At 66.9% G+C, this 20,552-nt stretch carries 20 protein-coding genes; 8 read left to right on the forward strand and 12 right to left on the reverse strand.

Annotation, left to right across the window (positions count from 1 at the left end):
* The first annotated feature begins 5 nt into the window (after nucleotides 1-5).
* Both AC07WS_RS14595 and AC07WS_RS14600 read left to right on the forward strand, forming a co-directional pair.
* On the forward strand, nucleotides 6-452 hold the full coding sequence (locus tag AC07WS_RS14595) for a copper chaperone PCu(A)C (RefSeq protein WP_494729778.1): 447 nt from the start codon (nucleotides 6-8) through the stop codon (nucleotides 450-452).
* Nucleotides 452-937: a YcnI family copper-binding membrane protein gene (locus tag AC07WS_RS14600; RefSeq protein WP_494729779.1), complete on the forward strand. Its 486-nt coding sequence runs from the start codon at nucleotides 452-454 to the stop codon at nucleotides 935-937. The genes AC07WS_RS14595 and AC07WS_RS14600 overlap by 1 nt, the downstream gene beginning before the upstream one ends.
* Before the next feature lie 18 nt (nucleotides 938-955).
* Here the strand turns inward: AC07WS_RS14600 and AC07WS_RS14605 are convergent, their stop codons facing one another.
* Complete coding sequence (locus AC07WS_RS14605) at nucleotides 956-2,242, reverse strand: Xaa-Pro dipeptidase (RefSeq protein WP_494729780.1); 1,287 nt, start codon at nucleotides 2,240-2,242, stop codon at nucleotides 956-958.
* A gap of 105 nt (nucleotides 2,243-2,347) precedes the next feature.
* On the opposite strand from AC07WS_RS14605, the gene AC07WS_RS14610 reads away from it, so the two are divergent.
* Nucleotides 2,348-3,376: an Rpn family recombination-promoting nuclease/putative transposase gene (locus AC07WS_RS14610; protein ID WP_494729781.1), complete on the forward strand. Its 1,029-nt coding sequence runs from the start codon at nucleotides 2,348-2,350 to the stop codon at nucleotides 3,374-3,376.
* On the opposite strand, the gene AC07WS_RS14615 is transcribed toward AC07WS_RS14610, so the two are convergent.
* A complete protein-coding gene (locus AC07WS_RS14615) occupies nucleotides 3,348-4,127 on the reverse strand; it encodes a head GIN domain-containing protein (protein WP_494729782.1) in 780 nt (259 codons plus the stop codon). The genes AC07WS_RS14610 and AC07WS_RS14615 overlap by 29 nt on opposite strands.
* Before the next feature lie 206 nt (nucleotides 4,128-4,333).
* On the opposite strand from AC07WS_RS14615, the gene AC07WS_RS14620 reads away from it, so the two are divergent.
* The 3 genes from AC07WS_RS14620 (at nucleotide 4,334) to AC07WS_RS14630 (ending at nucleotide 6,964) form a co-directional block, all read left to right on the forward strand.
* Entirely contained in the window at nucleotides 4,334-4,978 is a 645-nt protein-coding gene (locus AC07WS_RS14620; protein WP_494729783.1) for a class I SAM-dependent rRNA methyltransferase, read from the forward strand.
* 71 nt (nucleotides 4,979-5,049) lie between these two features.
* Nucleotides 5,050-6,165, forward strand: coding sequence for a type IV pilus twitching motility protein PilT (locus AC07WS_RS14625; RefSeq protein ID WP_494729784.1), 1,116 nt, complete (start codon nucleotides 5,050-5,052; stop codon nucleotides 6,163-6,165).
* A gap of 97 nt (nucleotides 6,166-6,262) precedes the next feature.
* Nucleotides 6,263-6,964: a YjjG family noncanonical pyrimidine nucleotidase gene (locus AC07WS_RS14630; RefSeq protein ID WP_494729785.1), complete on the forward strand. Its 702-nt coding sequence runs from the start codon at nucleotides 6,263-6,265 to the stop codon at nucleotides 6,962-6,964.
* A gap of 12 nt (nucleotides 6,965-6,976) precedes the next feature.
* Here AC07WS_RS14630 and arr read toward each other — a convergent pair whose 3' ends face one another.
* From arr to AC07WS_RS14655, 5 genes are all read right to left on the reverse strand, one after another.
* Entirely contained in the window at nucleotides 6,977-7,366 is a 390-nt protein-coding gene (gene arr, locus AC07WS_RS14635) for an NAD(+)--rifampin ADP-ribosyltransferase (protein ID WP_494729786.1), read from the reverse strand.
* A 108-nt stretch (nucleotides 7,367-7,474) separates the two neighbouring features.
* Complete coding sequence (locus tag AC07WS_RS14640) at nucleotides 7,475-8,749, reverse strand: c-type cytochrome (protein WP_494729787.1); 1,275 nt, start codon at nucleotides 8,747-8,749, stop codon at nucleotides 7,475-7,477.
* A gap of 10 nt (nucleotides 8,750-8,759) precedes the next feature.
* Complete coding sequence (locus AC07WS_RS14645; protein WP_494729788.1) at nucleotides 8,760-9,482, reverse strand: c-type cytochrome; 723 nt, start codon at nucleotides 9,480-9,482, stop codon at nucleotides 8,760-8,762.
* 49 nt (nucleotides 9,483-9,531) lie between these two features.
* A complete protein-coding gene (locus AC07WS_RS14650) occupies nucleotides 9,532-10,188 on the reverse strand; it encodes a 3'-5' exonuclease (RefSeq protein WP_494729789.1) in 657 nt (218 codons plus the stop codon).
* Between the two features lie 19 nt (nucleotides 10,189-10,207).
* Nucleotides 10,208-10,678, reverse strand: coding sequence for a ProQ/FINO family protein (locus AC07WS_RS14655; RefSeq protein ID WP_161092191.1), 471 nt, complete (start codon nucleotides 10,676-10,678; stop codon nucleotides 10,208-10,210).
* 472 nt (nucleotides 10,679-11,150) lie between these two features.
* Here AC07WS_RS14655 and rpoD point away from each other — a divergent pair, with 472 nt between their 5' ends.
* Both rpoD and AC07WS_RS14665 read left to right on the forward strand, forming a co-directional pair.
* Nucleotides 11,151-13,640 carry an RNA polymerase sigma factor RpoD gene (rpoD, locus tag AC07WS_RS14660; RefSeq protein ID WP_494729790.1) on the forward strand — a complete coding sequence of 830 codons (2,490 nt, stop codon included), beginning with the start codon at nucleotides 11,151-11,153 and terminating at the stop codon, nucleotides 13,638-13,640.
* Nucleotides 13,641-13,790: 150 nt separating this feature from the next.
* Entirely contained in the window at nucleotides 13,791-14,267 is a 477-nt protein-coding gene (locus AC07WS_RS14665; protein ID WP_494729791.1) for a hypothetical protein, read from the forward strand.
* Nucleotides 14,268-14,270: 3 nt separating this feature from the next.
* On the opposite strand, the gene AC07WS_RS14670 is transcribed toward AC07WS_RS14665, so the two are convergent.
* The 5 genes from AC07WS_RS14670 to AC07WS_RS14690 all read right to left on the reverse strand — a co-directional run bounded on the left by AC07WS_RS14670 (nucleotide 14,271) and on the right by AC07WS_RS14690 (nucleotide 20,539).
* A complete protein-coding gene (locus AC07WS_RS14670) occupies nucleotides 14,271-15,050 on the reverse strand; it encodes a 3-hydroxybutyrate dehydrogenase (RefSeq protein WP_494729792.1) in 780 nt (259 codons plus the stop codon).
* Nucleotides 15,051-15,111: 61 nt separating this feature from the next.
* A complete protein-coding gene (locus AC07WS_RS14675) occupies nucleotides 15,112-18,069 on the reverse strand; it encodes a sensor histidine kinase (RefSeq protein ID WP_494729793.1) in 2,958 nt (985 codons plus the stop codon).
* 18 nt (nucleotides 18,070-18,087) lie between these two features.
* The gene (locus AC07WS_RS14680) at nucleotides 18,088-19,206 is read right to left on the reverse strand and encodes a PAS domain-containing sensor histidine kinase (RefSeq protein ID WP_494729794.1); all 1,119 of its coding nucleotides are present in this window, start codon (nucleotides 19,204-19,206) and stop codon (nucleotides 18,088-18,090) included.
* A gap of 50 nt (nucleotides 19,207-19,256) precedes the next feature.
* A complete protein-coding gene (locus AC07WS_RS14685) occupies nucleotides 19,257-19,712 on the reverse strand; it encodes a PAS domain-containing protein (RefSeq protein ID WP_494729795.1) in 456 nt (151 codons plus the stop codon).
* A 104-nt stretch (nucleotides 19,713-19,816) separates the two neighbouring features.
* The gene (locus AC07WS_RS14690; protein WP_494729796.1) at nucleotides 19,817-20,539 is read right to left on the reverse strand and encodes a DsbC family protein; all 723 of its coding nucleotides are present in this window, start codon (nucleotides 20,537-20,539) and stop codon (nucleotides 19,817-19,819) included.
* Nucleotides 20,540-20,552 lie beyond the last annotated feature (13 nt).

Consider the following 20,552-nt stretch of genomic DNA (forward strand, 5'->3'; position numbering starts at 1 on the left):
AGCCGATGAAAAAAATCCTCTCAGCATTGCTGCTGGCGGCGGCCGCGCCGGCCGCGCTGGCCCAGGTCGAGGTGGGCGACGCGTGGATACGCGCCACCGTGCCCTCGGCCAAGTCGACCGGCGTGTTCATGCGGCTCAAGTCGAAGCAGGACGCGCAGCTGGTGGCGGTGCGCGCCGATGTGGCGGGCGTGGCGGAAATCCATCAGATGCAGATGGAAGGCCAGCTGATGAAGATGCACGCCGTGCCGTCGCTGGACTTGCCGGCCGGGCAGATGGTGGACCTGGCGTCCGGCGGCTACCATGTGATGCTGATGGATTTGAAGCGCCAGTTGAAGCAGGGCGAGACCGTGCCGGTCACGCTGGTGATCCGCAGGAAGGGCAAGCAGACCGAGACCGCCACCATCGACGTGCCGGTCAAACCGCTGACGTACACACCACCGAAGGGACAGTGATGAAAACGACTCTGACCATGCTGGCTTTCGCCGCCGCGCTGCTGGCCCCTGCGGCGCAGGCGCATGTGACGCTGGAACAAAGCACCGGCCTGGCGGGCAGTTTCCAGAAGCTGACCTTTCGCGTCGGCCACGGTTGCGACGGCAGCGCCACCAAGGGCTTGACGGTGTCGCTGCCGGAAGGCGCCACCAGCGCCAAGCCCATGCCCAAGGCGGGCTGGAAGATCGACGTCGGCACCAATGGCGGGGTGCAGGAAATCAGCTGGAAGGGCGGGCCGCTGCCGGACGCTTATTTCGACGAGTTCGTCGTGCAGGTCAAGCTGACCACGCAGCCGGGCAAGTTGTACTTCCGCGTGGTGCAGCAGTGCGACAAGGCCAGCGTGGCCTGGGACGAGATTCCCGGCGACGGCGCCGTCAAGCTGAAGGCGCCGGCGCCGATGCTGGAAGTGCTGCCGGCGCCGGCCGGCACGGCCCAGCACCAGCACTGACACCGCCGGCCGCGCGGTTTATTTGACGACCGCGCCGCCCTTCATCACCCACTGGACGTTCTCCAGCGTCTTCACATCCTTGAGCGGCTCGCCGTCGACCGCGATCAGGTCGGCGAACTTGCCGGCCTCGATGGTGCCCACCCGGTCGGTCCAGCCCAGCAGCTCGCTGGCGTTGACGGTGGCCGTGCGGATCGCCTGGATCGGCGTCATGCCCAGCTTGACCAGCACGCCGAACTCGCGCGCGTTCAGGCCGTGCGGATAGACGGCGGCGTCGGTGCCGAAGGCGATCGGCACGCCGGCCTTGATGGCGCGGGCCACGTTCTGGCGCGCGGTCGGCAGCACCACCTTGGCTTTTTCCAGCAGCGGCTTGGGCAGCTTGATGGCCTCGGCGTTCTCGATCAGCCAGTCGCCCAGGTAGAGCGTGGGCACCAGCCAGGTCTTGTGTTCCTTCATCAGCTTGATGCCCTCGTCGTCGATGTAGGAGCCGTGCTCGATCGAATCGACGCCGGCCAGCACCGCCAGCTTGATGCCGTCGCCGCCGTGCGCGTGGGCGGCGGCCTTGCGGCCCAGGCGGTGGGCGTCGCCGACGATGGCCTTCAGTTCCTCCAGCGTGTATTGCGAGGTGCGCGGATCGTCGCCGAACGAGAGCACGCCGCCGGTGGCGCAGATCTTGATGACGTCGGCGCCGTACTTGATGTTGCGGCGCGTGACCTTGAGCGCCTCGTCGACGCCGTCGGCCACGCCCAGGTTGGTGATCTTGTATTCGGGCGCGTGCATGGTGTCGTCGCAGTGGCCGCCGGTGATGCTCAGCGGCGGGCCGGAGGCGGCGATGCGCGGGCCGGGCACGTCGCCGTCGTTGATGGCGTCGCGCAGGCCGATGTCGGCGTAGGCGTCGGCGCCGACGTCGCGCACGGTGGTGAAGCCGGCCTGCAGCGTCAGGCGGGCGTTCTTGGCGCCGGTCAGCGTGGCGCGCGGCACCGACTTGGCGATGATGGAATAGCCGGCGTCCTGCGGATCGCCGGTCAGGTGGGTGTGCATGTCGATCAGGCCGGGCAGCAGGGTCTTGTTGCCGAGGTCGATGACTTGCGCGCCGGCCGGGATCGCCAGCTGGCTGCCGGCCGCGGTGATGCGTTCGCCGCTGATCAAGACCACGGCGTTGTCGACCAGCGCGCCGCTGCGCACGTCGAGCATGTGGGCGGCCTTGATGGCGGTGACGTCGGGCGGGGCGGCGCAGGCGGCGGAGCAGGCCAGCAACAAAAGGGGCAGCGCGAAGGCGCGGCGGACGGACGTGGCGATAACGTTCAAGCGGATCTCCTTGTGGTGAGTTTCTTATTCGCGCCGGCTTGATGCGGGCCAAACAGCGCCCGCCTAGCGTACCCGCGTCTACAGGCGGGCGCTACAATTTTTTGGATGAACAGCCGTAGCGACTCGCTTTACCGCCAACTCTTCGCGCATCCCGAAATCGTGCGGGATCTGCTGGCCGGGTTTTTGCCGGCGGATTGGGCGCGGTCGCTGGACGCGGGCATGCTCGAGCGCGTCAACGCCAGTTACGCCAGCGACCGCGGCAAGCAGCGCCACCAGGACATGGTGTGGCGGGCCAGGGTGGGAGGGGAGTGGGTCTACGTCTACATCCTGCTGGAATTCGAGGCCCGTTCGGATCGTTGGATGGCCTTGCGGATGCAGGTCTACGTCGGCTTGCTGCTGCAGGATCTGGTCGCCCAGCGTCGCCTGAGCCGGCGTGGCAAGTTGCCGCCGGTGCTGCCCGTCGTGCTGTACCACGGACATCGCCCGTGGCGCGGCAGCAGGGACCTGGCCGAGTTGATGCTGGCGCCGCCGGTGGGACTCGAACATTTCCAGCCCCGGCAGCGGTACATGTTGATCGACCAGCGTCGCAGTCTGGCCACGGCCGATCCGGCCAATATCCTGGGCATCTTGTTCCGTCTGCTGGGCGCGAAGACCAACGCCGACTTGCTGTCCGCGCTGGGCGCTTTCGCCGAACGAATGAATGCCCCGGATATCGCCCGCGCCCGCGATAGCCTGGCGCGCTGGGTGCACACGACCTTGCAGGACGAATTTGGCGAAGCTAATATGAACTTCGAGGAGGAGGAGCCGGTGATGCTTTTTAACAGACGATTCAAGACTTACGAAGCGCTGCTCGAATATGAGGCCGTCAATCGTGGTCGCACCGAGGGCTTGAAGGAGGGGCGTCGCGAAGGATTACAGCAAGGAATGCAGCAAGGGCGGCAGGAGGGAGAGCACGGAGCACTGAAAGGCGTTTTGCAGGCATTGCTGGATCGGCAAAACGTGCCGCTGCCGGGTAGCGTCGCCGAGAAAGTGGACCACGCCGACGCCGCCCAACTCAGCGCCTGGATCCAGGCGCTGATCGACGGCCGCGATCCGGCGCAAGTCTTTACTGCGGCGAGCCGCCCAGCCGCTTGACGCTGCCCGAACCCAGCACGCTGCTGGTCAGCTTCGGATCGCCGTAGTAGCTGATGTCGCCCGAGCCGGCCACGCTCAGGTTCAGCGTCTGCTTGGCCCACACCGTCGCCTCGCCGGAGCCGCCGATGCTCACCGTCACGTCGCGCGCGGCCAGCTGGCCGGCCTGCACCCGTCCCGAGCCGCCGATCGACACCTGCAGGCGCTCGACGTTGCCGCCCACCTTCAGGTTGCCGCTGCCGCCCAACGCGATCGCCACCGATTCGCTCTCGAGCTTGCGCACATTGATCGCGCCCGAGCCGCCCACGTCGAATGTCAGGCGCTCGCCGCGCAGCTGGTCGGCCTCGACCGAGCCGGAGCCGGCCACCGCGATCTTCTCGATCGAACGCGCCTGCACCACGATCTTCATCGTGTGCGCCTCCAGGTTGACGTCCTTGCGCGTGGGGCGGATGCGCAGCGTGCCGTTGTCGACCACCGTCTCGAGCAGCGGCAGCAGGTTGTCGTCGGTCTCGATGCTGATGCCCTCGGTGTTGCCTTGGCGGAGCTCGATGTTGCCGCTGACGTTGGTGGCCAGCGAGGTGAAGTGGCCGATTTCGCGGTTCTGCTTGACGATCTTGCCGCTGCCCTGCACACGCTCGCCGTGGAACCAGCTGAACGGGCCGGCCACGGCCACGCCCACCGGCGCGGCGACGGCCAGCAGGCCGGCGGACAGGAACAGGATGCGCAGCGCGCTGCGGACGGATGGATTTGCCATGGTGATCTCCTCGTGATGGTTGGCACAGCTCTTGAGGTTGGATACTACGGACTCGCCCCGCCGCGCGAAACCGGGCTGCGACAGATTGCAGCAGGCGCGGAACAGAATGCACAGGCCGGGGAGCAGGCCGCGTCCGGCGGCGGGCGGGGCGGCCGGCATGAGGTATCATTCGGCCTATCCCGCAACACCGCACATATTGGACGCACATGCTTATCATCACCATCAAACAGGGCAAGGAAAAGAGCCTGCTGGCCGGCGACCCCTGGATTTACGCCTCCGCGATCGAAAAGGTCGACGGCAAGCCGCAGGAAAAGAACAAGCCCGGCGCCACCGCCACCGTGCAGACCTCGTCGCGCCAGTTCATCGGCCGCGCCGCTTACAACGCCAAGTCGCAGATCTGCGCGCGCATCTGGACCTACAAGGAGGATGAGCCGGTCGACCACGCGCTGATCAAGCGCCGCGTCAAGGCCGCCATCGCCAAGCGCGCCGCCAGCGTGCGCGCGGCCGGCCCCAACGACCTGGTGCCGGTGGTGCGCGGCGACGAGGACGGCCTGTCCGGCCTGCTGGTGGACAGCTGGGGCGGCGTCAAGGGCTACCTGATCTGCCAGTTCCAGTCGGCCGGCGTCGACGCCTGGAAGGTGGCCATCGTGCAGGCGCTGCTGGCCGAGACCGGCTGCCCCAACGTCTACGAGCGCTGCGACGACCTGATCCGCAAGGGCGAGGGCCTGCCGATCTTCTACCGCGCGCTGGCCGGCGAGGAACCGCCCGACCACGTGCTGGTCACCGAAGGCAAGCAGCGCTACAGCATGGACTTGCGCACCGGCTTCAAATATCCCAAGGTCCGCAGCTAAAATATTTCGATGCTGCAATTTTTTCTCTTATAATCGTTGACGGAGCACCACCGACCCCACCGAGAGCAGAGATGGAACATTACCAGTCGTCGCAGATACGCACCCTGACCTACATCGAGAACGAAGACCACCCGGTGTTCGGCACGCTCGTCGAGCAGATCCTGCATCTGCTCAATTCCAAGCTGATCTTCAGCGACATCCTGATCCACCAGAACAGCCCGTTGTTGCTGCGCCAGCCGAAGGGGCTGGTGGCGGTGACCGATTCGCCGATCACGCGCGAGGAGCTGCAGGAATTCTTCGAGGTGGTCGAGCCGAACTGGGCCGAGCGCATCCAGGACCGCGCCTTCGACCGCGCGGTGGACCTGCACACGGCGCGCATCCGCGCCAACTGCTTCAGCTTCCAGGGCAAGAAGCGGCTGGGCTGCGTGATCCGTCGCTTCCCGAAGGAGCCGATGGTGCTCAGCGAGCTGGGCCTGCGCCAGGCCGAGCAGAACTTCGCCAAGCTCACCAGCGGCCTGGTGCTGATCATCGGCGACACCTGCCAGGGCAAGTCGACCACCATCGCCGCCATGCTCGACGAGATCAACAAGCACCGTTCCGGCCACATCATCACGATCGAGGACCCGGTGGAAACGCTGATCCCGCAGCGCCAGTGCGTGATCACGCAGCGCGAGGTGGGCTTCGACGGCGACGTCGAGAGCTTCTACCTGGGCGCGCTGGACGCGCTGCGCGAGCGGCCGGACGTGATCGTCATCGGCGAGATCCGCGACGCCCAGACGGCGCAGGAAGCGCTGGCGCTGGCCGAGTCGGGGCCGCTGGTGCTGGCCTCGCTGCACGCGCGCTCGACCGAGCTGGGCCTGCAGAAGATGGTGCGGCTGCTGGGCAACGGCGAGCCGCAATCGCAGGCCTTGGCGCACGCGCTGCGCGGCGTGCTGTGCCAGGCGCTGCTGCCGTCGGTCGATGGCGACCGCTACTATCTGGCCACCGAATGCCTGACGTCGAATCCGGAAGTGGTGGGCATGATCGCCAGCGGCCAGATCTCGGCGCTGCGCAATTGGATGGAGAGCAAGCCGGGCGAGGGTTGCCACACGATGAACGCCTCGCTGCGCGCGCTGCTCGCCGCGGGCAAGGTCAGCGTCGACGACGCCCGCAACGCCACCACCGACCGCATCGGCTTCACCGAATAAAATTGGGGTCAAGTCTGACATTCGGACACGAGCTCTGCCGTAGCGGGCCGCTACGGCAGAGCTCGTGTCCGAATGTCAGACTTGACCCCACCATGATATGAAACACAGACTATTTCTTTTTGACTTGGACGACACGCTGCTGGACTTTAAGGCGTCCGAAAAACTCTCCTTCGTGCGGACCATGCGCGAGCTCGGCCTGCGCGACGAGGTGGAACCGATTTTTCTTCAGTATCAGGCGATCAACGTGCAGCTGTGGCGCGACTTCGAGACCGGCGCCGTGAGCAAGGACTTTCTGAAGGTGGAACGCTTCCGCAAGACCTTCCAGGCCAACGGCATCGAGCTCGATCCCGAGGCGGCCAGCAGCATGTATCTGGAGTCGCTGCCGGACACCGTGGTCCTCATCGACGGCGCCAAACAGCTGTGCGAGACGCTGTCGGCCATCGGCGAGGTGGGCATCGTCACCAACGGCGTCGAGGCCATCCAGAACCGCCGCATCGCCAGCTCCGGGCTGGCCGACAGCATATCGTTTGTCGCCACCTCCGAGGCCTGCGGCCACGCCAAGCCCGATGTCCGTTTCTTCGAGTACGCGGCCCGCATGGCGCGCCCCTTCGCCAAGCCGGAATCGATCATCGTCGGCGACCGGCTGGACGCCGACATCCTCGGCGCCAACCGCTATGGCATAGAAAGCTGCTGGTTCAACCCGGGCCGCCTGGCCAACGAATCGGACGCGGTGCCCACCTTCGAGGTCGCCGGCCTGGCGGACGTGGTTCCTTCGCTCAGGGGATTGGCGGCCGCATAAGCGTGGACGGGCTCAGTCGTCGACCGCCTCTATCCCTTGCAGCCTGAGCTGCTCGACGTGGTCCTTCATCGCCTGCAGCACGTCGGGCGCATGGCCTAGCCAATCCTTGACCTCCCCGATGACCCGCAGCGGCTCGCGCGAGCGGTAGGACTTGGTTGGATTGCCGGGGAATTTTTTGTCGGTCAGATTCGGGTCGTCCACGATCGAGCCGGTGGGCTCGACGATGTAGATCCTGCCGGGGCCTTCGCCGAGCGCCAGCTCCGCGCCCCACGTGGCGGCCTCCAGCGTGGCGCTCAGGTAGACATGGTTGGCCTTGCGCCGCGTGCCATAGTTGGAGGTGTAGCCGGGTTCGATCAAATCGCCGACTTTCAAGTCGGCCTTGCTGCCGTGGTAGTACTCCATTCATGCCTCCCAACCAGTGGGGGTCAAGTCTGACATTCGGACACGAGCTCTGCTGTAGACGCGGCCTACGGCGGAGCTCGTGTCCGAATGTCAGACTTGACCCCACTTCTAATCCAGCGGAATCGCGCGGTAGCGGTTGACGTCGTTGCCGTTGACCGGCGATGCGTTGTTGCCCCACGCGCTGCGCAGGTAGGACACGACCTGCGCCACTTCGGTGTCGTTCAGCACGTGGCCGAACGGCGGCATGCCGTACGGACGCGGATTGCCCCCGGTGCCGGGCGCGAAGCCGCCGTTGAGCACGATGCGGATCGGGTTGACCGCCTGCTCCATCGTCAGCGCGCGGTTGCCCGCCAGCGGCGGGTAGCCGGGCGGCAGGCCGGCGCCGCCGGCGCCATGGCAGTCGACGCAGTGCTTCTCGTACAGCTTGGCGCCGGCCGCCAGGTAGGCCGTCGCCTCGGCGCCCTTGTCGCGCTCGAAGTCGGATTTCTTGCCGTCGCCCGGCAGGGCCTTCAGGTAGACCGCCATGGCGTTGATGTCGCCGTCGCTCAGGTGCTGCAGGCTTTGCTGCACCACCTCCGTCATCGGCCCGAACACGGTCGCGCGCGGCGACACGCCGGTCTTCAGCAGTTGCGCGATGTGCGGCTGCATCCATTCGCCCAGCCCCGCCTCGGCGCCGGAGTTGAGCGAGGGCGCGTACCAGCCCAGCACCGGGATCAGGCCGCCGGACAAGCCTTCGCCGTCGGTGGCGCCCAGCGTGTTGCGCGCGCTGTGGCAGGCGCTGCAATGGCCCAGGCCCTGCACCAGGTAGGCGCCCCGGTTCCAGTCCACCGATTGCTTGCTGTCCTCGCGGAACACGGCCGGCTTGAAGTACAGCGCGCGCCATCCGGCCAGCATGAATTGCTGGTTGTAGGGGAAGCGCAGCTCGTGCGGCAGGTTGGCTTGCGCCACCGCCGGCACCGACTGGAAGTAGGCGTACAGCGCGTCGGCGTCGTCGCGCGTGATGCGGGTGTAGTTGGTGTAGGGGAAGGCCGGATACAGCAGGCGTCCATCCTTCGATTTGCCGTTGTGCAGCGCGCGCCAGAAATCGTCCGCGCTCCAGCCGCCGATGCCGGTGGCCTTGTCCGAGGTGATGTTGGGCGAGATGACGTTGCCGAACGGCGTCTGTAGCGCGCGCCCGCCGGCGTACTGCGCGCCGCCGCGCACCGTGTGGCAGGCCATGCAGTCGCCGGCCTTGGCCAGATAGGCGCCGCGCGCGATCTGCTCGGCCGGCGCCAGCTTGGCGGTGACGGTGGGCGCCGGGCCGGCGTCATCGGAACCGCCGAACAGCACGGTCAGGATGCCGGCCACCAGCAGGGCGATAACGGTATAAATGATTTTCTTCATAGGCCTACCCTCAAGGTGCTGGCACGCTGCCGCAGTTCAGCGGCAGGGGCGTGGCGATGCTGTCGGCGGCGCCGGGGCGGGCGGCGGCGTCCGGCGTTTGCTTGCTGAGCCAGCCGGAGACGGCGGCCACGTCGGCCGGCGTCAGCCGGTTGGCGATCTCCGCCATGCAGTCCGGCGCGGCGGCGCGGCGCACCTTGTTCTTCCACGCGCCGAACTGGGCGTTGATGTAGTCGCTGGGCAGGCCGACAAGGCCGGGAATGGCCGGCGCCACGCCGGTCAGCGCGCTGCCGTGGCAGGCCACGCAGGCCGGGATCTTCTTGGCCGGGTCGCCGCGCTGCACCAGTTCCTGGCCGCGCGCCAGGGCGGCGCCGTCGGCGCTGGCGCCGCTGCCGGCCTGGGCGGGCGGGTAGGGCGGATGCTGCTGCGAGAAGTAGTCGGCGATCTCGCGCAGGTAGGCGTCCGGCAGGTGGTCGACCATATAGGTCATCATCGGATAGTGGCGCCGGCCTTCGCGGAAATTGACCAGCTGGTTGTACAGGTAGCCGGCCGGCTTGCCGGCGATGCGCGGGAAGAAGGCGTCGCTGCGCTCCTTGGCTGCGTGGCAGGCGGTGCAGGCGGCCACGCGCTGCTCCAGCGTGTCGGGCAGGGTGGCGGGCGCGGCGGCCAGCGACGGCAGGCCGCAGCCGGCCAGGGCCAGCGCGGCGCAGGCGCGCACGACGGAAGTTGTGAACATGCGATTCCTTGAGGTCGTAGCTATCTGGCAAGGATACCAGATGGCGGGACTAAATCGGCTTGGGCGGGCGGGGAAGTTTCACCGCTTTCATCGGCGGCAGCTTGTTGCCGGCGGCGATGAAGTGGCGGTAGACGCGCAGGGCCACCTGGGCGTCGTCGGCCGCGTACAGGATCTGCTTTTCGTTCAGGCGCGGCAGCGCCCAGTTGGTGGTGGAGATCTTCTTGGATTTTTGCAGCTTCTGGCCGAAGAACTTGGCGACGGCGGTCTTGGCGCCGAGGTCGTTGCGTTGGCCCGGCGTGCGCAGCGCCACCGACAGGTCGACCACGCCGGCCGCGCGGATCGCCAGCTTGGCGTGCAGGCGCTTGACGTCGTCGGACAGGCCGAAGCCCACCTTGAGCGGCGCCGGCGTTTCCAGCACCGCCCGCAGCGCGTCGAGCATGGCCGTCGAGGTGCCGCCGCCGATCTGGAACAGATAGGCCTTGTGGTCGGTGGAAAACTGGATCAGGTGCGGGCCGGTCGAGGTCTCGCCCTTGGTGAAGGTCGGCTTCGATTCGGTGTCGAAGCCGATGGCGTCGGCGGCCAGCAGGGCGTCGCGCGCGGCGACCGCTTGCTCGGCCGTGGCGACCAGCTGCACATCGGCGATGCGTATCCCCACGTAGGGCGGCAGCTCGGCCTCCGCCGGCGCGGCAGGCTGCTGAGTGTTCAACTGAGCCAACTGAGCCAACTCAGCCTTTGCGCGAGAACTTCGCGGTCAGCTGGTTCAGCTTGTCGGCACGCACGCGGGCCGCTTCCTCGGCGGCTGCCGCTTCGCGCTCGGCCTTCTTGCGCTCGGCTTCCTTCTTGAAGCGTTCCTGCAAGACCTGGGTGGCGTGGGCGCGGTGGGTGTCGGTCACTTCGGCGCCCGGAGTGCCGTCCAGATCGTGGCGCACCTTGGCTTTTTCCATGACCTTCAGGTAGCGCAGCGAGCCGGTGTGGATGCCGAGCGCGGTGCGCATGGTCTTGCGGTCCAGTTCGGGCATCACGGCGAGGATCTGCTTGTCGATACCGATCGACAGGGGCAGGAAATCGCGGAAGGCCGGGAATTGGGTTTGCAATTGTTTCAACAAGCTGCGCGGGGACTGCGCTGCTGGTGCCGCGGTGGCGACGGGCTCGGTGGCCGGCGCCTGAGGGGTGAGGCTAGTGTTCATCGACTTCATAGTTTAAGCAAGAGGCGTGAGCATATCATGGGCACTACGGGATTGCAGTGCCTTTTAGGCCATGATGTAAAAATGACCACTTCAACATCATACGCCTGTTGGACGCCGGAGGTGCGTTCGCACGCCAAAACATGTATAATGCGAGACGCACTTTTGCAGGACGGTGCGTTTCAGTTTGGTACAGGATGCGATTTGGACGGTCTGACAAGAGTGTGTAGCCCTTGTTATATGGTTTTAAGATGTCGGATATGGGTACTATCAATTATCCTGATGTCTCGCTATACGGCATACTTTGCCCTCTCCCTATTCTTCACTGAAAAGAGAAACAAGCCCGTTGTTGGACGCGGGCTTTTTTTATTCCGCAGATAATCGTCAGCTAAATTACAACATTTCCATCCCAGCGCACTGGCAACGGTCGGCGCGGGCTACGGCATTTTGTATTTTCTGGCGAATACGCATTGAGAGATATTTAATGACAAAAACGCCGAAAACTTTAACGTTGTCCGTCAAGGCCGCCCGCACCAGCTCCGCTCCGCTGGTGGTGCCAAAGACGACTCTATCTTATGTGATCGATAATGCGCAAGAGGCAGCGAGCAAAGTAACGGTAGTCAAAAAGAAAACGCGCCTGAGCGCCGCGGCCGAAGCGGCCCAGGCCGAGGCGCAGGTGGCGCTGCAGGCCGACGCCTCGGACACGCCGGTCAAGACCGTCAAGGTGGCGCGCAAGACCGCCGTCATCCCTGGCGCCGACAGCGTCGCCCCGGCGGCGGTGGTCAAGGCCGCGCCGAAGTCCAAGCTGGTCAAGGTCGCCAAGGCCGAGCCCGCTCCTGTCGTCATCGTGACCGCCGGCCCGGCCGTCAGCCAGGTGACCGACGCCGCCACGCTGGCCTCGATCGACACCTCGGGCTACCTGCTGCCCAGCGTCAAGGTGCCGGGCCGCCGCGGCCGCAAGCCGTCCGAGTTCACCCCGGAAAACGACGAAGTCGCCGCGCTGAACGCGGTCGAGCGCGCCGAACTGAAGGCCGTCTCCAAGGCCCGCGAGCGTAAGGCCAAGGGCGGCGCCGCCGACATGCTGGGCATGGATTCCAAGAGCACCGCCGAAGAACTGGAACGCCGCCGCACCCAGATCAAGAACCTGATCAACATGGGCAAGGAACGCGGCTTCCTGACCTACGCCGAGATCAACGACCAACTGCCGGAAAACATTGTCGACCCTGAAGCGATCGAAGGCATCATCGCGACCTTCAACGACATGGGCATCGCCATCTACGAGCGCGCGCCGGACGCCGAATCGTTGCTGCTGACCGACAGCGTGGCCACCGTCACCTCCGACGACGAAGTGGAAGCGGCCGCCGCGACCGCGCTGTCGACGGTCGATTCCGACTTCGGCCGCACCACCGACCCGGTGCGCATGTACATGCGCGAGATGGGCGCCGTGGCGCTGCTGACGCGCGAAGGCGAGATCGAGATCGCCAAGCGCATCGAAGGCGGCCTGAAGGACATGATCCAGGCCATCTCCGCCTGCCCGACCACGATCGCCGAGATCGTCGCGCTGGCCAAGAAGATCGAAGCGGACGAACTGAAGGTGGATGAAGTGGTGGACGGCTTCGTCGACCTGAACGAGGCGAACAACACGCCGGCCGTTGCGGCCGCGCCGGCCGCCGCCTCGGACGACGAGGAAGAAGAGGAAGAGGAAGTCGAGGAGGAAGACGGCGACGCCAACGGCGGCGCGGCGGGCTTCTCGACCGAGCAGCTGGCGCAGCTGAAGAAGGCCGCGCTGGAAAAGTTCGACGTCATCTCGACCCAGTACGACAAGATGCGCAAGGCCACCGGCGGCTACGGCTCCAAGGGCTATGTGGCGGCGCAGGAAGCCATTTCGGCCGAGCTGCTGGGCATCCGCTTCACCGCCAAGGTGGTCGAAAAGCTGTGCGACACGCTGCGCGGCCAGATGGAGGAAGTGCGCCACATCGAGCGCGCCGTGCTGGAGCTGTGCGTGAACAAATGCGGCATGCCGCGCGCCCACTTCATCAAGGTCTTCCCCGGCAACGAGTGCGACCTGGACTGGGTCGACGGCGAAGTCGACAGCGCCTATCCGTACAGCGCCATCCTGGGCCGCAACGTGCCCGCGGTGAAAGAGCTGCAAAAGAAGATGATCGACCTGCAGGCCCGCGTGGCGCTGCCGCTGGCCGACCTGCGCAAGATTAACAAGCAGATGGCCGCCGGCGAAAAACGCGCGCGCCAGGCCAAGCGTGAAATGACGGTCGCCAACTTGCGTCTGGTGATCTCGATCGCCAAGAAGTACATCAACCGCGGCCTGCAGTTCCTCGACCTGATCCAGGAAGGCAATATCGGCCTGCTGAAGGCGGTGGACAAGTTCGAATACCGCCGCGGCTACAAGTTCTCGACCTACGCGACCTGGTGGATCCGCCAGGCCATCACCCGGTCGATCGCCGACATGGCCCGCACCATCCGCGTGCCGGTGCACATGATCGAGACCATCAACAAGATGAACCGCATCTCGCGCCAGATCATGCAGGAAACCGGCAGCGAGCCGGACCTGGCGACCCTGGCGGTCAAGATGGAAATGCCGGAAAACAAAGTCCGCGAAATCATGAAGATCGCCAAAGAGCCGATCTCGATGGAAACGCCGATGGGCGAGGACGGCGATTCGCAGCTGGGCGACTTCATCGAAGACAACACCACCCTGGCGCCGCTGGACGCCGCGCTGCACGCCTCGATGCGCAACGTCATCAAGGAAGTGCTGGACTCGTTGACCCCGCGCGAAGCCAAGGTGCTGCGCATGCGCTACGGCGTGGAAATGTCGAACGACCACACGCTGGAAGAAGTGGGCAAGCAGTTCGACGTGACCCGCGAGCGCATCCGCCAGATCGAGGCGAAGGCCATGAGCAAGCTGCGCCAGCCGTCGCGCTCGGACAAGCTGAAGACCTTCCTGACGCAGAACTAAGCGTCGGCGGGATGAAAAACCCCGTGTGGCCGTGCGACGATCTTGAGCGTCGCATGCGCACACGGGGTTTTTTTTTCGTCGTGACAAAACGCGCATTTCTTTCCGGCCGGATTGCAATACACTAGCAATTTCCTGAAACCCGGCCTCCACATGGTGAAGATCAAATTTCTCGGCATGCTACTGGCCTGCGCATCCATGACGGCGGGCGCGGCGGAGGTCGATATCGCCACCGGCATCCAGTTGGCGCAGATCGACTTCGACACCTATCACGCCTTGCTGCTTGAGCGTTGCAGGACGGTCGCGCCGGAATCGGTGGACGCGCTGGCGGCGGCCATGGCGCAGTGGAAGGCGCAGAACGCGGACGCGCTGGTCATCCTGCGCCAGCTGTACAAGGCGCAGCTGATCCAGCAGATGCGCGCCCGCCAGCCGGCGGCCACCGAGGCCGACATCGACGCCCATGTCGCGGCGGTGATGGGCTTGTTCAACGCGGGCCTGAAGGACAAGGTGGCCGCCGTCACGGAAGGCGAGGCCAGGGCGTCCTGCGAAGGCGAGTACGCCAACAGCCTGCAGAACCGCCCCGACATGGACTTCGACAGGCTGCTGAAGCGGATGACGCTGGGGCGCTGACGCTTACTGCATGAACCAGCCGTGGCTGACCACCAGCGATTGTCCGGTCAGCGCGTTCGACGGGAAGCTGGCGAACAGCAGCGCCACCTCGGCCACGTCCTCGACGGTGGTGAACTTGCCGTCCACAGTATCGGCCAGCATCACCTTCTTGACCACGTCCTCCTCCGAGATGCCCAGGGTCCTGGCCTGCTCGGGGATTTGCTTGTCCACCAGCGGCGTGCGCACGAAGCCGGGGCAGATCACGTTGGCGCGCACGCCGTGCTCGGCGCCTTCCTTCGACACCGCCTTGGCCAGGCCGATCAGGCCGTGCTTGGCCGTCACATAGGCCGACTTGAGCTTGGACGCCTCCTTCGAGTGCACCGAACCCATGTAGATCACGCTGCCGCTGCCGGCCTTGTACATATGCGGCAGGCAAGCCTTGGTGGTCAGGAAGGCGCCGTCCAGGTGGATGGACAGCAGCTTCTTCCACTCCTCGTAGGGGAAGTCCTCGACCGGATGGATGATCTGGATGCCGGCGTTGCTGACCAGGACGTCGATCTGCCCCCAGGCCTCGACCACGCTGGCGATGCCGGCGTTGACCTGGGCCTCGTCGACCACGTTCATGGCGATGGCCATGGCCTGGTGGCCGCCGGCCTTCATTTCATTGGCGGTGGCCTGCGCCGCCTCCAGGTTCAGGTCGGCGATGACGATCTTGCCGCCTTCGCGCGCATACACCAGGGCGATTTCCTTGCCGATGCCGCTGGCGGCGCCGGTGACGATGCAGACTTTGTCTTTCAGTTTCATGAACTTGCTCCTCGTAGGTGGGAATGCAAAACGTGATTACAGCGATAGCGCGCCGCGCCGTCTATGCGCTGGCGTACATAGCGGGCAAGGTCAGGCGCACAAACGCGCCGCCGTCGCCCCGGTTGCCCATCTCCAGCGCCGCGCCGATGCGCGCCGCCCGCTCGCGCATGCCGACCAGGCCCCAATGGCCGCTGCGGCCGCCCTGCGCCAGCGTGTCCGCCGCGATGCCCTTGCCGTTGTCGCTCACCTGCAGCGTCAGCCGGCCGGCGCCGTAGTCCAGCTCCACCACGATGGCGCTGGCCTGCGCGTGGCGGAAGGCGTTGCAGATGGCTTCGCGGCCGATGGCGAACACCTCGTCGGCGGTGATCGCGGGCAGGGTGTATGGTGCGCCTTTTTGTTCGAGCGTGAAACTGGCCGAAAGTCCAGCCGCCAGGCGCTGGCCGAAGCGCTCCAGCGACTGGCCCAGCGTCTCGTCGTCGCGCAGCGGCGAGCGCAGGCCGCGCACCTCGTCGCGGCCCTCGACCAGCGCCTGCTCGATGTAGCCGATGCCGCGCTCCATCGCCGCGCGCGCCGGCAGCGCCGGCGGCACCTGTTCCATCGCCAGCTGCATCATCAGGATCGTGCCCTGCGCCTCCTGCAGGAAGGTGTCGTGCAGCGCGCGGGCGATGCGCTCGCGCTCGCTCAGGCGCTCGACGTGGCGCGCCTCGATCAGGCGCGCCATCTGCGCCAGCCGCCAGCGCCAGGCCAGCGCCAGCGCGGCCGCCAGCGCCAGCGCGCACAGCAGTTTGAACCACAGGCTTTGCACGAAGGTCGGCGGGATCGTCACCGCCAGCGCCGCGCCGTCGTTGTTCCAGACGCCGTCCTGGTTGGCGGCGATCACCTGGAAGCGGTACTGGCCCGGCCCCAGGTTGGTGTAGAACGCCTCGCGCCGGCCGCCGGCCGGCTGCCAGTCGCGGTCCACGCCGTCGAGCCGGTAGCGGAAGGCGATCTTGTCCGGCATCGACAGGCCCAGCGCGGTAAAGCTGAAGTGCAGATTGTTGGCGCCCTGCGGCAGCGTCAGCGGCGCGTCGGCCGGGTAGGCCTTGCCGTTGCTCTCGACCGCGCGCAGTTCCACCGGCGGCGGCCTGGCGTCGCGGCGGATCCGGTCGGGCGCGATCAGCATGACGCCGTTGTAGCTCGACAGCCAGAGCCTGCCGTCGCTGGCCTCCACCATCGACGGGAACGGCCCGGTCGGCTGCACGGCGCCGGCCAGGCCGTCGTCCACGCCCAGCAGCTCGTAGCCGACCGCCGCGCCGTCGCGCAGGAAGCGGCGCAGCTGCGCGGCGGGGATGTGAAAGGCGCCGTCGTGCCCGTGCAGCCACAGCTCGCCGCCGGCCGTTTCCACCACGCCGCTGATGCCGCGCAGCGCGTGGCCGTCGGCCGCGCGCAGCGGCACGAAGCGCCGGCCGTCGTACAGCGCGGCGCCCAGCTCGCCCGCCACCCACAGGTGGCCGTTGCGCTCGGCCCCGCTCAGCACGTTGCCGATGGCCAGGCCCTGCGCCGCGCCCAGCACGGTGACGGCGCCGCCGTCGAGGATGGCGAGGCGGTTGTCCTGGTAGCCGGTCCAGACGCGGCCGCGGCGGTCGGTCCACATCGACAGCACCCGCGCCGCCGGCAGCCGCGCATCGTCGACGCGGCGCCAGACGCCGTCGTGGAGACGGAAGATGCCCAGGTTCAGGTAGCTGGCCCACCAGTCGCCGGCGCCGTCCTGGGCCAGCGTGCGCGTCAACGGCGCGTCCTGGCGCGCCGCGGGCGGCGGCGCGATCAGCGTGCCGCCGCCGGGGCCGGGCAGCCAGATCCCGTGGTCGGTGCCCAGCGCCGCACGGCCGTCGCGGCCGGCGGCGGACGACAGGAAGGAGTGCGGCGCGTGCTCGTATTGCGTGCCGTCGGCGTCCATCAGCCAGGAGCCGGCGCCGAAGCTGCTGACGCGGACCTTGCCGTCGGCGTCGGCCCGCAAGGCCGGGGTGGCGATGTCCAGATTGCCCGGCAGCGGCGCCACGCGGTTGCGGCGGAACCGGTCCAGGCCGTTGACGGTGCCGATCCACACATTGCCGTCGCGGTCCTCGAAAAAGGTTTGCGGGTTCATGCCGCTCAGGCCCTGTTCGCGCGTGATGCGCTGGCGCGGATCGGGAAACACGTCCGGCAGCATGCGTTCGACCCGGTCCTCGCTCAGCAGCCACATGGTGCCGGCGCGGTCGAACCACATGCCGCTGCCGGGCAGCTCGGGCCGGGCCGGCGGCTGGCCCCCGGGCGCTTGCTGCGACAGCCTGTAGTTGGCGTCGTTGCCGTTGGAGGCCCAGACGGTGCCGTCCGGCGCGGCCGCCAGCGACGACAGGCGGATGTTGGCCGGGCTGGCCACGTGGTAGCGCTGCTCGCCCTGGCGGCGGTAGTAGACCGCGCGGTCGCTCGACACCCACTGGGTGCCGGCGCGGTCGAACAGCACCTGCCACACCGACCTGGCGCCGGGATCGAAGCCGCTGTCGGGGCCCACGCGCCGCCAGCGCCCGCCGTCGAGCCAGGCCAGGCCGTTGGCGGTGGTGACCCACATGGTGCCGTCCGGTGCGCGGCCGAAGCTGTAGGTGGCGCCGGGCGGAAAGCCGTCGGCCGCGCCGTAGTGGCGCACCCGGCCGTCCTTGAACACGCTGGCGCCGCCGAAGCGGTAGCCCACCCACAGCGCGCCGTCCGGCGCCGCGTACAAGGGCAGCACGATGGTCGACAGCAGGCGCTGGCCGCCGACCTGCTCGCGCCGTTCGAAGTTGAGGCCGTCAAAACGGTACAAGCCGGTGGGCGTCGACAGCCACAGCCAGCCGTCCGGGGTTTGGGTGATGGCCTGGATCTGCGCCGGCGCGCCCTGGGCGGCGGTCCAGGCGTGATGGCTGTAGTCGCTCAGCAGGCGGGCGTGGCCGGCCGCGGCCGGGCGCGCCGCGGCCAGCAGCAGCGCGGTCGCCAGCAGCCGGGTCGTGCGCGGGCTAAAGTTCATCGGCGCGGCGGACAGGTATTACGGGGCCGGGGTCTTGGCCGGCAGGTGCATGCGCAGCACGGTGCCGGCGCCGGGCAGGTGCGCCACCGCCAGTTCGCCGCCGAAGTCCGCCAGGCGGGCGCGGATGGCGCCGAGGTCGAGCATGTCGCGCGGCGATGGCTGCCCGCTCTGGCCGTCGCCGCTGACGATGATGGACAGCTGTTCCGGCCGCAGATTGAGCGTGGCCCGCACGCTGCGGGTGCCGGCCTGTTCGCACAGATAGCCCAGCGCCGCCAGTACGATGCCGTAGATGCCGGTGATCTGGCGCTGGTCCAGCGTCGCGCTGTCTTCCAGCAGCTCCAGCCGGCAGCTCAGGCCGTGGCGCCGTTCTAGCTGCTGCATCTGCCATTCGATGGCGGCCGACAGGCCCAGGTCCAGCGTGCGCGGATGCAGTTCGTTGATCAGTTCGCGCACCGCGAGGATGCTGGCGTCGAGCGTGCTGAGCGCTTGCGTGGCGCGCTGGTGCAGCAGCGGCTGGCGGGCGCGGGTGCGGTTGTGCAGGGCGGTCACGTCCAGCTTGAGCGCCAGCAGGTTTTGCGCCAGGTCGTCGTGCACCTCCTGGGCGATGCGGCGGCGTTCGCTTTCCTTGACGGTGTGGTGGTGCTCGGACAAGGTCCGCAGCTCCTGCAGCGACGATCGCAGCCGGGATTCGGAGCGCTTGCGCTCGGTGATGTCGACGCACATGGCGATCAAGAGCTTGGGCTGGCCGTGTTCGTCGTAGGTCGGTTGCTTGTGGGTTTGCAGCCAGCGGTTCTCGCCCAGGCCGGCGTGCCACAGCTCCTCCTCGTAGACGATGTGCTTGCCGCTTTCGAAGGCCTTGCGGTCGTGTTCGAGGAAGTAGGCGGTCTGCTCGGCGGGGAAGAAGGCGGCGCCGTCGTTGCCGCGCATGGCGTCGAAGGGGATGCCCCACAGCGCCTCGCAGGCCGGGTTCATCAGCACGACGCGCGATTGCGCGTCCTTGATGAACAGGGCCAGCGGCATGACGGCGACGATGTTGTGCAGTTCGCCGCCGGGGGCGCCGTCGACGATGCCGCCATGAACCTGGTTGAGCATGCTTTCAATTTCAGATATTCCCAGCGATTCAATCAGGCTTTTCATGGCGGCTTAGGGTGGTGGTCCGTTTCTCTATTTTAATATTATTTTGGACACTAGCCCGCCGCGCGTTTGCGCTCGGTGATGTCGATGCACATGGCGATCAGCAGCTTGGGCCGGCCCTGCTCGTCGTAGGTCGGCTGCTTGTGGGTCTGCAGCCAGCGGTTCTCGCCCAGGCCGGCGTGCCACAGCTCTTCCTCGTACAGCGTGTACTCGCCGGTCTCGAAGGCGATGCGGTCGTGCTTGAGGAAGTAGGCGGTCTGCTCGGCCGGGAAGAAGGCGGCGCCGTCGTTGCCGCGCATGGCGTCGAAGGGGATGCCCCACAGCGCCTCGCAGGCCGGATTCATCAGCAGGACGCGCGATTGCGCATCCTTGATGAACAGGGCCGCCGGCATGCCGGCGATGAGCTGGTGCAGCTCGCCGTCCGGCGCGGCGTTGCCGATCTCGGTCTTGATACGGTTGAACATGCTGTCAATTTCCGATTTTCCCAACGAGTCGATCAGGGTTGTCATGGCGGGTCCAAGGTAGTGGTGATGCTTATATTCTAATGCTATTTAGACCAGCTTGATCAATCTTTAAGGAAATAAAAAAAGACCGCCCCGCGCCGCCGCCCGGCCTACTTGGCCGACGCGCCCAGCCTGGCCTCCAGCGCCGGCCGGTCGAACGCGGTGCCGGTGCGGCTGCCGTCGCTGAAGTAGATGGTCGGCGTGCCGGCCACGTGCAGCTTCTTGGCCAGCGCCAGGACCTGCTCGTTCGGTGTCGGGCAGGCGGCCGGCGCGGCCGGTGCGGCCTTGGCGTTGACGATCCAGTCGTGCCACGCCTGCGTGCGGTTGGCGGCGCACCAGATGTCCTTGGATTTGACCGCGGAGTCGTCCGACAGGATGTTGAGCAGGAAGGTGTAGATGGTGACGTTGTCGATGCCCTCCAGCGTCTGGTGCAGCTTGCGGCAGTAGGGGCAGTTCGGATCCTCGAACACCGCCATCACGCGCTTGCCGTCGCCCTTGACGGTCTTGATGGCGGTCTCCAGCGGCAGGTCGGAAAAACGGATCGCGGCCAGCTGGTCGGCGCGGGCCCGGGTCAGGTCCTGGTAGTTGTTGGCGGTGTCGACGACCTTGCCGACGAACAGGTAGCGCGCGCTTTCGTCGGTGTAGAAGATGTCGCCGTTGGTGCTGATCTCGTACAGTCCGCCATATGGCGTCCTGGTCACCGAGTCGACTTTGATATTGACGCCCAGGCGGGGCGTGATCAGGGCCTTGATGCGGGCTTCCGCCGGGGTTTCGGCGTGGGTGGCGGGCAGGGCCAGAAGGCTGGCTGCCAGCAGCGCGAGGGTGTGCTTCATGTGGTGCGGTCCT

It is taken from the genome of Duganella sp. GW821-FHT01E12, from assembly GCF_059422325.1.

Excerpts from the sequence above, each read along its gene's own strand:
- AC07WS_RS14595 (WP_494729778.1), top strand. The coding sequence starts at position 6 with ATGAAAAAAATCCTCTCAGCATTGCTGCTGGCGGCGGCCGCGCCGGCC.
- AC07WS_RS14600 (WP_494729779.1), top strand. The coding sequence starts at position 452 with ATGAAAACGACTCTGACCATGCTGGCTTTCGCCGCCGCGCTGCTGGCC.
- AC07WS_RS14610 (WP_494729781.1), top strand. The coding sequence starts at position 2,348 with ATGAACAGCCGTAGCGACTCGCTTTACCGCCAACTCTTCGCGCATCCC.
- AC07WS_RS14615 (WP_494729782.1), bottom strand. The coding sequence starts at position 4,127 with ATGGCAAATCCATCCGTCCGCAGCGCGCTGCGCATCCTGTTCCTGTCC.
- AC07WS_RS14620 (WP_494729783.1), top strand. The coding sequence starts at position 4,334 with ATGCTTATCATCACCATCAAACAGGGCAAGGAAAAGAGCCTGCTGGCC.
- AC07WS_RS14625 (WP_494729784.1), top strand. The coding sequence starts at position 5,050 with ATGGAACATTACCAGTCGTCGCAGATACGCACCCTGACCTACATCGAG.
- AC07WS_RS14630 (WP_494729785.1), top strand. The coding sequence starts at position 6,263 with ATGAAACACAGACTATTTCTTTTTGACTTGGACGACACGCTGCTGGAC.
- arr (WP_494729786.1), bottom strand. The coding sequence starts at position 7,366 with ATGGAGTACTACCACGGCAGCAAGGCCGACTTGAAAGTCGGCGATTTG.
- AC07WS_RS14640 (WP_494729787.1), bottom strand. The coding sequence starts at position 8,749 with ATGAAGAAAATCATTTATACCGTTATCGCCCTGCTGGTGGCCGGCATC.
- AC07WS_RS14645 (WP_494729788.1), bottom strand. The coding sequence starts at position 9,482 with ATGTTCACAACTTCCGTCGTGCGCGCCTGCGCCGCGCTGGCCCTGGCC.
- AC07WS_RS14655 (WP_161092191.1), bottom strand. The coding sequence starts at position 10,678 with ATGAAGTCGATGAACACTAGCCTCACCCCTCAGGCGCCGGCCACCGAG.
- rpoD (WP_494729790.1), top strand. The coding sequence starts at position 11,151 with ATGACAAAAACGCCGAAAACTTTAACGTTGTCCGTCAAGGCCGCCCGC.
- AC07WS_RS14665 (WP_494729791.1), top strand. The coding sequence starts at position 13,791 with ATGGTGAAGATCAAATTTCTCGGCATGCTACTGGCCTGCGCATCCATG.
- AC07WS_RS14670 (WP_494729792.1), bottom strand. The coding sequence starts at position 15,050 with ATGAAACTGAAAGACAAAGTCTGCATCGTCACCGGCGCCGCCAGCGGC.
- AC07WS_RS14675 (WP_494729793.1), bottom strand. The coding sequence starts at position 18,069 with ATGAACTTTAGCCCGCGCACGACCCGGCTGCTGGCGACCGCGCTGCTG.
- AC07WS_RS14680 (WP_494729794.1), bottom strand. The coding sequence starts at position 19,206 with ATGAAAAGCCTGATTGAATCGCTGGGAATATCTGAAATTGAAAGCATG.
- AC07WS_RS14685 (WP_494729795.1), bottom strand. The coding sequence starts at position 19,712 with ATGACAACCCTGATCGACTCGTTGGGAAAATCGGAAATTGACAGCATG.
- AC07WS_RS14690 (WP_494729796.1), bottom strand. The coding sequence starts at position 20,539 with ATGAAGCACACCCTCGCGCTGCTGGCAGCCAGCCTTCTGGCCCTGCCC.